This is a genomic window from Aeromonas sp. PI_26 (assembly GCF_027854445.1).
Classification (GTDB): Bacteria; Pseudomonadota; Gammaproteobacteria; order Enterobacterales; family Aeromonadaceae; genus Aeromonas; species Aeromonas veronii.
In genome coordinates this window covers 346000-361714 of sequence record NZ_JAJNOE010000001.1, presented here as the reverse complement: position 1 = coordinate 361714, position 15715 = coordinate 346000, and the positions used below count along the sequence as shown (strand labels likewise).

Here is a 15715-nt window from a genome sequence, read left to right as displayed (position 1 = left end):
ACCTGATAAACAACCAAAGTGGTCTGAACAGCGTAAAACTGCCGTGATAATGGCTGTTGCCTCGACCTCACCAAGGGGTTGCGGGTATCCTTGTCCTTCGATTAACCCTTAACTGGCCTTCTCTTCATGCTCTCTACTCGTCTCAAAGCCACCATTCGTCAAACCTATCGCCAGATTTCGGATGGATTACCCGGTTTTGTACCGCGTAAAGAGCAGAACTTTCTGGTGGCCGAGATAGCCAAAACCCTGACCGGCGAGTACGACAAACAGCGCCGGATCCTGGTGGCCGAAGCGGGAACCGGTATCGGCAAATCTCTCTCTTATGCGCAGGGCGCCATCCCGGTGGCACGGCTCACCCAGAAGAAGCTGGTGATCTCCACCGCCACCGTGGCCCTGCAAGAGCAGCTGATCCACAAAGACCTCCCTTTTTATCATCGCCACAGCGAGCTGCCGTTTCGTTTTATGCTGGTCAAGGGGCGGCAGCGTTACTGCTGCGAGCATCTGCTGGAGCAGGCAGCCAGTGGCGCCGAGATGGCCAACTTCGAGCTCGACTTTGGCAGTCTGAGCAAATCCAAACCATCGGACAGCGACAAGGATCGCTACCAGGCGCTGTGGCAGGCCTACACCAATGGCAAGTGGGACGGGGATCGGGACAACTGGCCGGAGCCCATTCCCGACACGTGCTGGGATCGCATCGCCGCAGACCGCCACACCTGCAACAAGGCGCTGAGCCATCACCAGCACTGCCCCTTTCATCGCGCCCGCAACGACATGGAGAGCGCCGATGTGCTGGTCGTCAACCATGCGCTGCTGCTTTCCGATCTCACCATGGGCGGAGGTATCATCCTGCCACCCCCAGATGAATGCATCTATGTACTGGATGAAGCCCATCACCTGCCTACCATTGCCCGGGATCACGGCGCGGCGTCGGCCAGTATCAAAGGTTCACGCCGCTGGCTGGAGAAGCTGGTGCAAAGCGCAGGCAAGCTGGCGCGGACGCTTAATAAGGAAAGCCTGCTCGACCCCCAACTCAAATTGCAGGATGCGCTGGCCTCCATCCAACCCGACTTGAAGGCGGTCGAGCAGTGGCTCGGCGCCAACGATCGGCTGTTTGGCAGTGACCCCCACTATCGTTTCGCCGAGGGGGTGTTGCCGGATCCCCTGCCCATGCTGGCAGAGAACCTCAAGGAGTCGAGCAAGAAAGCGTTGCGGGCGCTGGATAGGATGCAGGGAGCGATCGGTGAAGCACTGAAAGATGGCGAGATCCGCCGTAAGGAGGCAGAACCCCTGCTGGCCGAGAGCGGTTTTCATCTGCAGCGGCTGGAGAGTTTCTGCGCCCTGTGGGAGATGCTGGGGCGCCATATCCCGACAGGCAAAACCCCGCTCGCCCGCTGGATGGCCAAGAGCGATGATGGCGATATCTGGCTGCATGCCTCCCCCATAGAGGTGGGATATCTGCTGGAGGAGTGGCTCTGGTCGAAATGCCTGGGGGCCGTGCTGGTCTCGGCAACGCTCACCGCCCTCTCATCCTTTAGTTATTTTCGCCATCAGGTAGGGCTCAAAGAGCATGACGGCACCCGCTATCTGCGCCTGCGTTCACCCTTCGACTATCAGAAAGCCGAGCTCTATCTGCCCAAGATGGAGCACGAACCCAACTCGCCAGCCTTTACCAACGAACTCATCAGCGTACTGCCACGCATTTTGGCGGGCAAGGAGGCGAGTCTGGTGCTCTTCTCCTCCTACCGCCAGATGAATGAGGTGGCCATTGGCTTGCGAGCCAAGGGACTGTCACTGCTGGTACAGGGGGAAGCCTCCCGCAATGCCCTGCTCACCCTGCACAAACAAAAGTGCGATGGCGGTCAGGCCAGCATCCTGTTTGGTACCGGCAGCTTCTCGGAGGGGCTGGATCTGCCGGGTCACTATCTTACCAATCTGGTGATCACCAAGCTCCCCTTTGCGGTGCCCAACTCGCCGGTCGAGGAGGCCACCGCCGAGTGGGTGGAGCAGCGAGGCGGCAACCCTTTCCTGCAACTGACAGTGCCGGAGGCATCGCGCAAACTGATCCAGGCCTGTGGCCGCCTCATCCGTAAAGAGGCCGATCGGGGACGAGTCACCATTCTTGACCGGCGTCTGCTGACCAAGCGTTATGGCAAGGGGTTACTTGATGCCCTCCCCCCGTTTACACGGCGGATCGAATAAATAAGTCGGCCGCTATTGATAAACAAACTGACAGCGGCGCAAACATCGAGCACCAGAAAGAGCCATTGCCGCAGTAGGCCAAACCTGTAAAAATGAGCCCCTGTTTTCAGTGGGCAATCGCCTGACTGTTCAAGGAGATGAAATGAAACTGACTGTTCTGGTACCGGCGCTGGCTGGTCTGTTGTGGGCCGGTAGTGCCCTTGCTGATGCCCAATTGGAAGTGTCCACCCCTTATGTCGTCCAGCTGATCGATGGTCAATCCATCAACCCCAAGCTGCTCGACAAAACCAGCACCTTCCCCCTCTCTGCCGGCAAACACCAGTTGGTCGTCGCCTTTGAAGGCAACTACTCCAGCCGTAACGAAATCAAGCTGGTCACCGCCGAGCCGCTGGTGCTGAACTTCACTGCCGCCGACAACCAACAGCTGGTGCTGGACTATAAAAAACCCCGCAACGAAGCCGAAGCCAAGCAGTTTGTCAAAGATCAGAAAGTGGCGCTGAAAGACAAGGTCAGCGGCCAGCAGGTAAGCAGCGAACAGTTCGTGATGCCGAAAGTAGAAGGCTTCCAGCTGACCCGTGACTATCAGCAAGAGCTGATCAACATGGGTAAAGCCTTCAACCAGCCTAAAGCAGTGGCCGTCTCTTCTGCTGCCGTGATGGCTGCCGCCAGCGCACCGGTTCAGGTTGCCCCCAGCAAGGCTCAAAGCAATCCGGAAGCCCTGACCCAATTGCAAAACTGGTACAATAAGGCAGATGCGGAAACCCGCAAAGCCTTCCAGATCTGGGTTATCCAGCAGCAATAAGCCGGGCTGGGATATTGACTGAAAGGGGAGCCAAGCTCCCCTTTTCCATATCCTGCGGTCTCACTCACGACGCGTCTTGATTTATGCGCAGCTACTTCCCCTTTATATAGGGAGTACATATATGGATTCATCTGCTGATTTCATATATAGAAAGCGCCACCTTGCCAGGGAGAATGGCACCATGTCGTTGCGCATTTTCTATCACCCTCTCTACTCCTCCCTGACGCTACCCGAGCGCCATCGCTTTCCGCTGGCCAAGTATCAGGGGTTGTTTGAGCGCCTGCAGGTGCAGGGTTACCCCCTTGGCGAAGCGCCGTCGGCCACCCGGGAGCAAATCTGTCGCATTCACGATGCCGATTATGTCGCAGCGGCCCTGAGCGGCCAGCTTGAAGAGCGCGCCATCCGCAAGATCGGTTTTCCCTGGTCACCCATGCTGATGGAGCGCACCTTGCGCTCAGTCGGAGCCACTATTGCCGCCAGCCGCCATGCTCTTGAGCAGGGATGCGGCTTGCAGATCTCCGGAGGCTATCACCACGCCCATCGCGATCACGGCAGCGGTTTTTGCCTGTTCAACGATCTGGTGATTGCGGCGCAAGCTTGCCTCGACGAGGGGCACTGTGAACAGGTGCTGATCGTCGATCTCGATGTTCATCAGGGGGATGGCAGTGCGGCCCTGTGTGCCGGACGGCGCGATATCATCACCCTCTCCCTCCATGGTGAGCACAACTTTCCCCACAACAAAACCACCTCTCACCTCGACTTTCCGCTGCCAAGCGGCATGGCAGACGATGCCTATCTCACCACATTGCAGCAGGCGCTCTCGCTGGCACTGCGCCTCTATTCGCCGGATCTCATCCTCTATCAGGCGGGCGTCGATGTGCATCATGCCGACGAGCTTGGCTATCTCTCCCTGAGCGATGAAGGGGTGCGCCTGCGCGATGCCATGGTATTTGACTGTGCAATCAAGCATGGGTTGCCTGTCGCCGCTGTACCCGGTGGCGGCTATCGCCGCGACTGGCAACAGCTGATCCCGCTTCATATGTCGCTGTTTGAGACGGCACGCCACCGTTTTGGCTGATGGCATGGCTTGATAGCGCGGACACCCCATCAGAGTGGGCGGCATTTCACCAGATAAAACAGAAGAGGCGACCCTTGGGGTCGCCTCTTCGTGTTTCGTCATCTGGGTCACACAAGCTCGCTCGTTGTCAGGCAAGCTCGGGACACCTGAGGATAATTATTTCTGACGCTTACGGGCGTACTTGCGACGGGCGCGGGCCTGACGCTCCTCTTCCCGCTCGGCCTTCTCTTTGGCTTTTTGCTCGGCTTCTGCGGCGGCTTCGACAATCTCGACGCTCACCATCTCCGGCGTCTCCAGCGAGATGCGGCCAAGCAAGCCGGAGCGGAACTCGTTAATCAGGATCTCGGACGCCTTGTGCAGGTCGGCCAGCCCCCCTTTGCGCATAAACGCTCGCTGGCGGGCGATCATCTCCAGCAGCTCGATCTCGGTCTCGGGCAACTCGTCAATCTGGTAGCGCGCCTTGATCCGCTCCGGATAGGCCTTGATGAAGTAATCGGCGGCAAACATGGCGATATCGGCATAGTCGAACACTGTGTCCTTGATGGCCGCGGTGATGGCCAGACGATAACCACAGGAGGGCGGGTTGAGCTTGGGCCAGAGAAAACCCGGGGTATCGGTCAGGATAACGTTGTTATCCAGCTTGATCCGCTGCTGGGACTTGGTCACCCCCGCCTCGTTGCCGGTACGGGCGATGATGCGCCCGGCCAGGGTATTGATCAGGGTGGATTTGCCCACGTTGGGGATCCCCATGATCATCGCCCGCACGCCGCGCAGCTCAAAATTGCGCTCCGGCAGCATCTCGTGACAGAGGGTCAGCAGTTGCTTGATCTTCTCCGGCTCTTGTTGCGTCAGCGGCAGCGCCTTGATCCCCTTCTCTTTTTCCATGTGCGCCACCCACAGATCGGTGATCGCCGGATCGGCCAGATCCGCCTTGTTCAGCACCTTGATCACCGGGGTATCACCACGCAGCTCGGGCACCAGCGGGTTTTCGCTGGAGAAGGGGATGCGGGCATCGAGCATCTCGATGATCACATCGACCTGGGGCATGACCTCGGCAATCTCTTTGCGGGCCTTGTGCATGTGACCGGGGAACCAGTTGATGGACATATCCGTTACTCTCTGTGGGGGCTGCGGGCGCGCGCATGGAACAACAGGCGCTCTGCCGCGGGCATCGAACGAAGGGGGCGCATTTTACCTGCTGCGGGCCTCTTTTGACAGGTCATTCTAACCATCACCTCATCAAATCAGCAAACCGCCGAGGCGGAGCAACCTTGCCGGAAGCGACCGGACCAACTGGCTCAATTGATAGATAACACATTGATATAGTGTAACATTTTCATCACTTTTTCACACAACCGTCACCGATAGTCAGTAAAAGTGTCATCTGCCCCCTCTAGGCTGCGCTCAGGTTTTACAAGGAGCGAACCCCAATGAGAAAAATGGCAGGACTTGCAGTGATGATCGGCGCCGCCCTGGCTGCCGGCTGCAAATCAGACAATGACACGGTGGCGACCAAGCCCGCAGCCCAACCCACCAACGTCATCTTCTTCCTCGGTGACGGCATGGGCCTCAACACCCTGACGGCAGCCCGCATCTACGGTGTCGGCGAAGAGGGTGATCTCACCATCGATACCCTGCCAGAGACGGCCTTTATCAAGACCTTCTCCCACGATGCCCAGGTCACTGACTCGGCCCCCTCCATGGCGGCCTACATGACCGGGGTCAAGAGCAACAACGGCGTCATCAGCATGGACGGCGATGCCACCTATGAGAGCGACTGCAGCAAGAGCGCCGGCAAGCCGGTGACCACCCTGCTGGAGCTGGCCAAAGCCGATGGCCGCGGTACCGGTGTGGTGACCAGTACCCGGGTGACCCACGCCACCCCGGCGGCAACCTATGCCCATATCTGCAACCGGGATCTGGAAGCGGATATCGCCGTCCAGCTGGTACCGGGCGGCAAAGGCTACAACAGCGCCCTCAAGGAGGGGCTGGATGTGGTGCTCGGTGGCGGCAGCAGTTTCTTCCTGCCCAAAGCTGACAAGGGTAAGCGGGAAGATGGTCGCAACCTCATCAGCGAAATGCAGGCCAAGGGCTACCAGTTTGCCAGCAATCTGGATGAGCTGAACAAGGTCGATGCGGGCAAGCCACTGCTGGGCCTGTTTGGTTCCAGCCACATGAAATATGACCTGGACCGTCCCGCCAGCGAGCCGTCACTGGCCCAGATGACCCTGGCCGCCATCAAACAGCTCAAGGGCAAAGAGAAGGGTTACTTCCTGATGGTGGAAGGGGGTCGCATCGACCACGCTCTGCACGACACCAACGCCAAGCGGGCGCTGCAGGACACCATCGCCTTCGACAACGCCATCAAGGCCGCCATCGACGAGGTGAAAAAGAGCGACCCCGAGCTGAAAAACACCCTGATCGTGGTCACCGCCGACCACGACCACACGCTCGTGCTCAACGGCTATGCCAAGCGCACCGGCAAGACCACCGCCGACAACCCCGGCGTACTCGGGCTGGTGAAGAACTACGAGACTGGCGAGCCAAGCAAGGATAGCGAGGGCATGCCCTACACCATCATAGGTTTTGGCAACGGCTACAACCGGGTGGATGGCCCGCGCAGCAGCGTCGCCCCGCTCGACGATGCCACCGTCTCCGCCAATGACTACCACCAGGAAGTGGTGGTCAAGGTAGGCGAGATCGGCAACGAGACCCACGGCGGCACCGATGTCTTCCTCGGCGCCATCGGCAAGGGGGCTGACAGCTTCCATGGCTCACTCGATAACACCGCCGTGTTCGGCAAGATCAAGGCTGCGGCCAAGCTGTAAGGAGCACTTTCATGAGCAAACAGATGAACACATCCATCAAGCACACGCTGGTCTGCGCCGCCCTGTTCAGTGCGCTGGGCGCAACCTCCCAGGCACAGGCCGGTGATGCCAAAAACGTCATTCTCTTTATCGGTGATGGCATGGGCCCCACCGTGCTCACCGCCACCCGCCTGTTCAAGGTGGGGGAGGAGGGCAATCTGGAGATGATGAAACTGCCGCGCAGTGCCCGCATCAAGACCTTCTCCAACGATGCCCAGACCACCGACTCGGCCCCCTCCATGGCGGCCTACACCACCGGGGTCAAGATGAACAACGAGGTGATCGCCATGAGCAGCGACACCAAAGCCGTCGCCCCCGGCAAAGACGTCAATGGCAACAAAACCGTCAACAATTGCAGCAGCGATAACGGCAAGCCGGTGCCCACCATTCTCGAGCTGGCCAAGGCGGCAGGAAAATCGGTCGGGGCCGTCACCACCACCGAGCTGACCCACGCGACCCCGGCGGCTACCTACGCCCACATCTGCCATCGGGATGCCGCTTATGACATCGCCGCACAAGCTGTTCCGGGAGGCGCTGGTTTCAACCAGGCGCTGGGGGATGGGGTCGATGTGCTGATGGGCGGTGGTGCCAACCACTGGACCCCCTACAGCGCCAGCAACAAGGGCGGTCGCAATGACAACCGCGACCTGACCACCGAGATGAAGGCGCAGGGATACAGCTATGTCACCACCCAAAGCGAACTGGCCAAGGTCACCAGCGGCAAGGTGCTCGGTCTGTTCAGCAGCAAATCCCACCTCGACTACGAGCTGGATCGGGTCGCCAAGGGGGCAGCCAATACCCAGCCGTCCCTCTCCGAAATGACCGCCAAGGCGATCGACCTGCTGAGCAAGAACAGTCAGGGTTACTTCCTGATGGTAGAAGGCGGCCGGATCGATCATGCCCTGCACGGCACCAACGCCAAGCGCTCGCTCACCGACGCGGTGGCACTGGATGAGGCGGTCAAGACGGCGCTGGGTAAAGTGGATCTCAACAATACCCTGATCGTGGTCACCGCCGACCATGACCACACCATGACCATTAACGGCTACTCCGCCAAGGGCAATCCGGTGCTGGATCTGGTGAAAAATGGCGATGGCTCGACCCAGAACGACGTGGATGGCAAGCCCTTCACCACCCTGGTGTTCGGTAACGGCCCCAACCGCCACGATGTACGCCCGGTCCTCACCAGCGATCAGGTGATGGCCAATGACTATCTGCAGGAGACCGGCGTCAAACTGACATCGGAAACCCACGGCGGCGGCGATGTGATGCTGTTTGCCGATGGCGCCGGCAGCAACCGCTTCAAAGGCACACTGGATAACACCAAGGTGTTTGGCAAACTGCGGGAGGCGCTCGGCCTGTAAGCAGCAGGGGCCCGGGTGCATCTGAGCGATTGACTCAGCGACCCGGGCCCCGGCTCTTTCGAGCGACAGATGATGATGCGACTTTTGCTTTCGTTATGGCTGCTTGGCAGCACCCTCGCCTTCCCCCTGCATGCTGACGACACGCCCCCGGACCTCGCCGCCCGGATCAGCTATCACGACCGGAATACCGGCAGCGATGGCATCGCCAGAGAGAGTGTCTGGCAAGAGAAGTGGCTGCGCGTGGGCAATCAGGTGTGGAGCCAGCGGCTCATTCCCCTCCCCCTTGCCCGTGCCTATCACGCCACTCACGACGCCACGCCCGGCCACAAGCACTTTACCCACCAGATGGCGGCCCGCTGGGTCAGTCGCAGTGATGAGGGTGAAATTCAGCTGCGCTATGCCGACAGCTGGCACAACCAGCTGGTTGAGGTGCCGGTGGAAGAGTATGGCCAGGTGGCCTTCAAACCCGACTGGCCGCGGATCCGCCATCTCGTCAACCCCACGCTGATCGAGGGGATGACACCGCTGGATGAGGCCGCCCCCGAGCAGGCCCGCTGGTATGAAAAGCGCGAAGGGCAGCAACGAACCCGCATTCTCTGGTCGAGTCAGTGGCAGATCCCGCTGGTGGTCGAATCGGCCAGTCTAGACGGCTATCGCAGCTACCGGATGGAGGTGACCCTGCGCAAGCTGCCTGCCCAGCTCCCCTGGCAGCGACTCGCTGATTACGAAGTGCGCGATCTGCGGGATTTCTTCGACTGAGATCCCAACCCCTCAGCAGGCACAACGACAACGCAGGCAGGAATGTTACACTCTGCATATTCGACTCTGGCTCACGACCTTGATGCGCGCTCTCTGCCTGCCCTTTTTTGCCCTGCTGTTATTGCTGGTGAACACCGGTGCCCAGGCTATTGTGCTGGTGGCGGCCGAGTTGCCCCCTTACGTCATTCAGTCTTCCCATGGTAAACCCAGCGGGGTGGGTATCGAGATCATGGAAGAGGCGGCGCGACGCCTTAAAGAACCGCTCACCATCGAGCTGATGCCACTTCCACGTGCACTGACCCAGACAATTCACCGCCCCGATGTATTGATGATACCGCCCGTGCGAAGCAGTCAGCGAGAGCACCTATATCAGTGGGTAACGCCCATCCTCGATGAACAGTTTTTGATCGTCAGCGATCGCCGGTTTCACCCAAAAGCACTGAAAAGCAGCGATTTGAAAAACCTTGATGTGGGCGTGCTGCGCTACTCGTTTGGTCAACACCTACTCAAGCAACGCATCGGGATCCGAGGAGAGACAGTGGCAGATGAGCAACTCAACGCTCATAAACTCCATCGCGGTCGCATTGATGCCTGGGTCGCCGCATGGAATGTCATCCTGTATGCCCAACAACAAGACAAACGCTCATCACAGCAGCTGGTTCGCGGGGAAGTGTTGATGAACACCCAACTGTTCCTGGCCGCTCACAAGGATTTCCCCTTCAAACAAGCGCAGCGCTGGCAAGCCGTGATCGACGAGATGCGCCATGATGGCACACTGGCGCGGATCATCCGTCAGTACAACTATCAGGCTCCTGAGTAATCACTCAATCACGGTTGCCAAGGCCGGCCAGAATGGTTATGGTAGCCCCATGAAAATACTCGCTATTTCCTCGCATTTGCTCACACCCTGCTGAGCCCCCGCCTCGCTCCTTCGGCCGCGAGTCGCTTGGGGGCATGGCATTTTCAATCGATTGAACCTGTTGAATCCATTTTTGTAACACCCAGTGTGATGGCCAACCGGCACCCGCCGGTATGGGCCTATCCGCTATTGATAAGGAATATCTTATGAAACAACCTCATCTGGTTATCTCCAGCCTTGATCTGGACCGTATTGAACAACTGCTCGGCAACCACCCGCAGCATCTGGCCCTGCAAGAGGAGCTGGACCGCGCCGAGATCCGCGAACCAGCCGACATGCCGCCGGACGTGGTCACCATGAACAGCAAGGTACGCTTCAAGATGCAGAGCAGCGGCAACGAGTTCTGCCTCACCCTGGTCTACCCGCGCGATGCCAAGGGCGACGAGAGCAACATCTCGGTACTGGCGCCGGTAGGCAGCGCCCTGCTCGGCCTGAAAGTGGGCGACAGCATCGCCTGGCCGGGCCCGGCCGGTCGCACCATCGAGGTAGAAATTCTGGAAGTGGTCTATCAGCCGGAGCGCGCCGGCGAGCTGCACCGCTGAGTACCCCGGGCTGGTCATCCCCCTGTTGATCAGCCCGTTTGCTCGCCCTTGCCAACTGATCCCGATCAAGCTTTGCGCACCTTGCCCCCCGGTTTTTAGCCCCTTTTCCTGCTGCTGCTTGAGCCTGACTCGGGGGGCAGGTATCTTGTTGGCCGCGTCATGGTCATGACGCACCGAATTTCAGGCTGACATCATGATAAAAATTGCCCTCATCGACGATCACCAGATCGTCCGATCCGGTTTTGCCCAACTGCTCAATCTGGAGCCCGATCTGCAGGTGGTCGCCGAATTCGGCTCCGCCAGCGACGCCCTTGCCGGTCTGCCCGGCAGCGGGGCGCGGGTCTGTGTCTGTGACATCTCGATGCCCGACCAGTCGGGACTGGATCTGCTCAAGCAGCTCCCCTCCGGCTTGGCTGTAGTGATGCTCTCGGTGCACGACAGCCCGGCCCTCATCGAGCAGGCCTTGCAAACCGGCGCCAAGGGGTTTCTCTCCAAACGCTGCAGTCCGGACGAGCTGATCGCCGCCGTACGCACCGCCGCCCAGGGGGGGTGTTATCTGACGCCGGACATCGCCCAGAAGCTGGCCAGCAGCAGCCGGGATCCCCTCACCAATCGGGAGCGGGAGATTGCCCAGTTGCTGGCACAGGGGCTGGAGGTGAAGGCCATCGCCGAGCAGCTCGGCCTCTCCCCCAAAACCGTCCACGTCCATCGCGCCAACCTGATGGACAAGCTCAAGGTCAGCAACAACGTCGAGCTGGCCCACCGCATGCTGGATAGCTGGTGATCTCCCGTTTTGCCAGCTATGTCGCCATCGCGCTGGCGGCCTGCTTCATCTTTGCCGCCGGCTGGTTTTGCCTCTGGAGCATCAGCCTGCATCTGGCGGGCGGCCCGGCGCTGGCGGTGTTGCTGTTCCCCTTCGGCCTGCGCCTCGGCTTGCTGCTGCAAAGCCCGGGCCACTACTGGCCGCCGCTGTTATTGTGCGAAGGGCTACTGCTCTACTGGCTCAATCTGGAGGTAGGGCTGCCCCACTGGCTTTGGCTGGTCGCGGGCAGTCTGCTGACCCTGATACCGCTACTGATTGCCCGTCGCCAGCAGGTACGCAACGACTGGCAACAACTGTTGCTGCTGCTCGCCACCGTCACGGCAGCGGCGCTGCTGCAAGCCCTGCTCTGGCATCTGGCGGGGGAAGATGGCCTTTCGGCCCTGCTGCTCAGCCTCACCGGCGGGCTGACGCTGACCTCCACCTGCATGCTGATCTGGCACTACCTCACCCGCGCCACCTGGGTGCCGCTGGGGCCTGCGCTGGTGGATCAACCGGTGGAGTGGCGCTTTCGCCATCTGGTCTGGTATCTGTTGCTGTTCGTATTGAGCCTCTGGCTGCAACTGGGATTGCCCAACTCGCTGGTACGCTTCACCCCGTTTTGTCTCGCCATCCCCATCATCGCCATGGCGTGGCGCTACGGCTGGCAAGGGGCGCTGCTCGCCACCCTGATGAACACCATCGCCCTGCTGGCCAGTCAGGCCTGGCACGATCACCCTCTCGATCTGCTGCTCTCATTGCTGGCCCAGAGTCTCACTGGCCTGCTGCTCGGCGCCGGGATCCAGCGCCAGCGCGAACTTAATCAGGCGCTGACCCGCCAGCTCGCCCACAATCGCCAGCTCACCGAGCGGCTGCTGGAGACCGAGGAGAGCATCCGCAAGGAGGTGGCGCGCGAGCTGCACGACGACATCGGCCAGACCATCACAGCCATTCGTACCCAGGCCGGGATCGTGCGCCGCCTCGCCCCCGATAATGCCGGGGTGGGCCAGAGCAGCGCCCTGATCGACACACTGTCGCTCGGGATCTATGACGCGGTGCGCGGCCTGCTCGGGCGGCTGCGCCCGCGCCAGCTCGACGACATGACGCTGGAACAGGCGGTACGGGCGCTACTCAGAGAACTGGAGTTGGAGCGTCACGGCATCGTCACCCGGCTGGAGTGGCAGCTGGCGGATGGCGATCTCTCCGATGCCCAGCGGGTCACCCTGTTTCGGGTCTGTCAGGAGGGGCTCAACAACGTGGTCAAACATGCCAACGCCCACTCGGTCACCATTCGCGCCCGAACCAGCGGCGAGCTGTTGCAACTGGTGCTGGAAGATGATGGCCGCGGTTTGCCGGAAAGCCGCCCGCAACAGGGCTATGGCCTGCTCGGCATTCGCGAACGGGTACAGGCGCTCGGGGGCAGTCTGCAACTCTCCTGCATCCACGGCACCCAGCTGACGGTCAACCTGCCCAGCCGCAGACGGGAGGAGAGTCATGGCTAATCACCACCAGAGGGCCTGCCTGTGCTCAGTTTTATGAGAAGCGCGCCGCCCCGGCCCCTTATCCGGGATCAGGCCGAGATCGATGCCACCTATCGCCACTGGCGGCTGCACCTGCTGCTGACCATGTATCTGGGCTACGCGGTCTTCTACTTCACTCGCAAGAGTTTCAACTTCGCCATGCCGGACATGCTGGCGAGCGGCATGCTGGACAAGTCCGATATCGGCATGCTGTGGACTCTGTTCTACATCACCTACGGCTGCTCCAAGTTCTTCTCCGGCATCATCAGTGACCGCGCCAACCCGCGCTACTTTATGGGTGTCGGACTGATGGCCACCGGCGTTATCAACATACTGTTCGGCCTCTCGTCGGCACTCTGGATGTTTGCCGCCCTCTGGGTCGCCAACGCCTTCTTCCAGGGCTGGGGCTGGCCCCCCTGCTCCAAGCTGCTCACCAGCTGGTATTCGCGCACCGAGCGCGGGGTCTGGTGGTCGGCCTGGAACACCGCCCACAACGTCGGCGGCGCACTCATCCCTCTCATCGTCAGCACCATCGCCCTGCAGCATGGCTGGCGCTACGGCATGATAGTGCCCGGCCTTATCGCCATCCTTGCGGGATTGTTCCTCTGCTGGCGACTGCGGGATACCCCGAGCGCCATGGGATTGCCAACAGTGGGCGAGTGGCGCAAGGATGCCATGGAGCTGGCCCAGCAGACCCAGGATGCGGGGCTCTCCCACCGCCAGATCCTGCGCAAATATGTGCTGGGCAACCCCTATATCTGGCTGCTCGCCTGCTGTTACGTGCTGGTCTATGTGGTGCGCACCGCCATCAATGACTGGGGCAATCTCTACATGACCGAGCAGCGCGGCTTCAATCTGATGAGCGCCAACTCGGCCATCTCCATGTTCGAGGTGGGGGGCTTTATCGGTGCGCTGGTGGCGGGCTGGGGATCGGACAAGCTGTTCAATGGCAACCGTGGCCCGATGAACCTGATCTTTGCGGTGGGAATATTGCTGGCGGTGGGCTCACTGTGGCTGATGCCCTTCTTCAGCTATGTGATGCAGGCGGCCTGCTTCTTTACCATCGGTTTCTTCGTGTTTGGCCCCCAGATGCTGATCGGCATGGCGGCGGCGGAGTGCTCCCACAAAAACGCGGCGGGGGCGGCCACCGGCTTTGTCGGCCTGTTTGCCTACATGGGGGCGGCGCTGTCGGGCTATCCGCTGGCCAAGGTGATGGAGATCTGGCACTGGAACGGCTTCTTCGTGGTGATCTCTGTGGCAGCGGGCGTCTCGGCCCTGCTGCTGCTCCCCTTCCTCAAGGCGCAGGCACCGCGCCCCCAGCCTGCCGAGATAACGTAATACCGGACTGAACGGGAGTTACACCTCCCGACCAGCCTGACAGACCCGGTTCTTGCCTTGCCGCTTGGCGCTGTAGAGCGCATGGTCGGCCTGAGTGAACAGAGGGTCAAAGTGCCACTCCCCTTGCCAGTGGGAGAGTCCCATGCTGACCGTGATGGAGAGGCCGCCCATGTTGCGGTTCGCGACCTCCTCCAGCAATCCCTCGCAGCGCTGCAGGGCCAGCACGCCGGGCTGCGAGAAGAGCAGCACAAACTCCTCGCCACCGAAACGACTGCACACCAGATCGGGCTGACTACCCAGATAGGCACCGAGCTCGGCCAGCACCCGATCACCCACCTCATGGCCATGCTGGTCATTGATCTGCTTGAAATCATCGATGTCGAGCACGGCCAGCGCGCCACTGTCACCCCACTTTTGCTGCTTCAGCTGCTCCATAAAGCCACGCCGGTTGAGCAGACCGGTAAGAGGGTCATGGCTAGCCTGCTGGCGCAGCGCCAGCGCACGATACTGGGTACAGAGCAGCAGCACCCCGAAGGTGGAAAGATAGCTCCCCATCAACATGGAGAGGAAGGGCAGCACATTGACCCCGCTCTTATCCATCAGCATCTGTACGTTGTCCTGCCAGAGGAACCAGAGCCGCATCAGGTAGAAGGCGTAGAGCAGCACGTTGACCAGGGTAAAGACCATCACCGCCGGCAGATAGTGGGGGTAACCGTGGCGCCAGACCAGATAGACGATCACCGCACCCAGCATCATGTAACTCAGGCAAGCCAGCAACACCCGGGACGCCATCCCCCCCTCCACAATGCACCAGCTCAGAAGCAGCAGATAGACCAGCATGAAGAGCCCCCCGGCACGCCAGTTCGGGGGCTGTCCGAAAAAGCGCTGCAGCGCCGGCGGCATCAACACAATGCAGAGCGTGATCAGGGTATTGGCCAGCCAGATGCCGGAGGAGCTGGGGAAAAATGCCTGTAACGAGAAAAGTATCTGGGCCACCAGCGCACAGAGACTGGACCACCACCATAACCCGATGCCCGGGATCTCCCGGTGGGTCGACCAGATAATGGAGAGCGTGATAAACCCGAGGCTATATCCCCCCAATGCCATCACCATCAGGGTAAATACATCCAGCTTCAGCAACAACGAGACATCCATATCAAAACCAGGCAGAGGGAGGTAAGTGAGTATATGAGAACCGTTTGCCAAGACCCAGAGACCCTGACTGTTTTCACAATAAAAACATATTGTTCGTCTGTTTTTCACACCACCAGATAATTCACACCATTCCGCTATAGCAGGTTTGAGATATGCAAGAAAGATAAGCCCAACCAGAATAGAGCCACATACGAGCCCCTCTCTATGTAACAAAATGTCTTGGGGATAATTTGGGCTTGAACCCACCCCATTAGATAGATATGTTGTTTTCGTGTGATTTTATGAATGAAGCCATGAGCAATAAATGTCTCTAACCTGTTGAGTCTTCTGACACAATCTGTTTTTGGTACATTTTTCACTCAACCACTATTCA

The 15715-nt window shown here is 59.9% G+C and carries 13 protein-coding genes; 11 read left to right on the top strand and 2 right to left on the bottom strand.

All coding sequences use genetic code 11. The annotated features are described in order from the left end of the window. Nucleotides 1-126: 126 nt before the first annotated feature. From dinG to LRL22_RS01570, 3 genes are all read left to right on the top strand, one after another. Complete coding sequence (gene dinG / locus LRL22_RS01580; protein ID WP_270904548.1) at nucleotides 127-2199, top strand: ATP-dependent DNA helicase DinG; 2073 nt, start codon at nucleotides 127-129, stop codon at nucleotides 2197-2199. Between the two features lie 142 nt (nucleotides 2200-2341). Beyond that, nucleotides 2342-3001, top strand: coding sequence for a YccT family protein (locus LRL22_RS01575; RefSeq protein ID WP_111899714.1), 660 nt, complete (start codon nucleotides 2342-2344; stop codon nucleotides 2999-3001). Between the two features lie 181 nt (nucleotides 3002-3182). Continuing rightward, nucleotides 3183-4079 carry a histone deacetylase family protein gene (locus LRL22_RS01570; RefSeq protein ID WP_270904547.1) on the top strand — a complete coding sequence of 299 codons (897 nt, stop codon included), beginning with the start codon at nucleotides 3183-3185 and terminating at the stop codon, nucleotides 4077-4079. Nucleotides 4080-4235: 156 nt separating this feature from the next. On the opposite strand, the gene ylqF is transcribed toward LRL22_RS01570, so the two are convergent. Then, on the bottom strand, nucleotides 4236-5186 hold the full coding sequence (ylqF, locus tag LRL22_RS01565) for a ribosome biogenesis GTPase YlqF (protein WP_005334061.1): 951 nt from the start codon (nucleotides 5184-5186) through the stop codon (nucleotides 4236-4238). A 323-nt stretch (nucleotides 5187-5509) separates the two neighbouring features. Here ylqF and LRL22_RS01560 point away from each other — a divergent pair, with 323 nt between their 5' ends. The 8 genes from LRL22_RS01560 to LRL22_RS01525 all read left to right on the top strand — a co-directional run bounded on the left by LRL22_RS01560 (nucleotide 5510) and on the right by LRL22_RS01525 (nucleotide 14187). Beyond that, nucleotides 5510-6907 carry an alkaline phosphatase gene (locus LRL22_RS01560; protein WP_160881550.1) on the top strand — a complete coding sequence of 466 codons (1398 nt, stop codon included), beginning with the start codon at nucleotides 5510-5512 and terminating at the stop codon, nucleotides 6905-6907. Nucleotides 6908-6918: 11 nt separating this feature from the next. Then, nucleotides 6919-8310, top strand: a complete 1392-nt coding sequence (locus LRL22_RS01555) for an alkaline phosphatase (RefSeq protein ID WP_270904546.1) — start codon at nucleotides 6919-6921, stop codon at nucleotides 8308-8310. Between the two features lie 72 nt (nucleotides 8311-8382). Further along, entirely contained in the window at nucleotides 8383-9069 is a 687-nt protein-coding gene (locus LRL22_RS01550) for a hypothetical protein (RefSeq protein WP_270904635.1), read from the top strand. Nucleotides 9070-9151: 82 nt separating this feature from the next. After that, complete coding sequence (locus LRL22_RS01545) at nucleotides 9152-9889, top strand: substrate-binding periplasmic protein (protein WP_270904634.1); 738 nt, start codon at nucleotides 9152-9154, stop codon at nucleotides 9887-9889. A 245-nt stretch (nucleotides 9890-10134) separates the two neighbouring features. Then, complete coding sequence (rnk, locus tag LRL22_RS01540; protein ID WP_005334070.1) at nucleotides 10135-10530, top strand: nucleoside diphosphate kinase regulator; 396 nt, start codon at nucleotides 10135-10137, stop codon at nucleotides 10528-10530. A gap of 193 nt (nucleotides 10531-10723) precedes the next feature. Next, nucleotides 10724-11314, top strand: coding sequence for a transcriptional regulator UhpA (gene uhpA, locus LRL22_RS01535; protein WP_005334071.1), 591 nt, complete (start codon nucleotides 10724-10726; stop codon nucleotides 11312-11314). Beyond that, nucleotides 11311-12831 carry a signal transduction histidine-protein kinase/phosphatase UhpB gene (uhpB, locus tag LRL22_RS01530; protein ID WP_270904545.1) on the top strand — a complete coding sequence of 507 codons (1521 nt, stop codon included), beginning with the start codon at nucleotides 11311-11313 and terminating at the stop codon, nucleotides 12829-12831. The genes uhpA and uhpB overlap by 4 nt, the downstream gene beginning before the upstream one ends. A gap of 21 nt (nucleotides 12832-12852) precedes the next feature. Then, a complete protein-coding gene (locus LRL22_RS01525) occupies nucleotides 12853-14187 on the top strand; it encodes an MFS transporter (RefSeq protein WP_270904544.1) in 1335 nt (444 codons plus the stop codon). A gap of 18 nt (nucleotides 14188-14205) precedes the next feature. On the opposite strand, the gene LRL22_RS01520 is transcribed toward LRL22_RS01525, so the two are convergent. Then, nucleotides 14206-15342 carry a GGDEF domain-containing protein gene (locus LRL22_RS01520; protein ID WP_101529763.1) on the bottom strand — a complete coding sequence of 379 codons (1137 nt, stop codon included), beginning with the start codon at nucleotides 15340-15342 and terminating at the stop codon, nucleotides 14206-14208. Nucleotides 15343-15715: the final 373 nt, after the last annotated feature.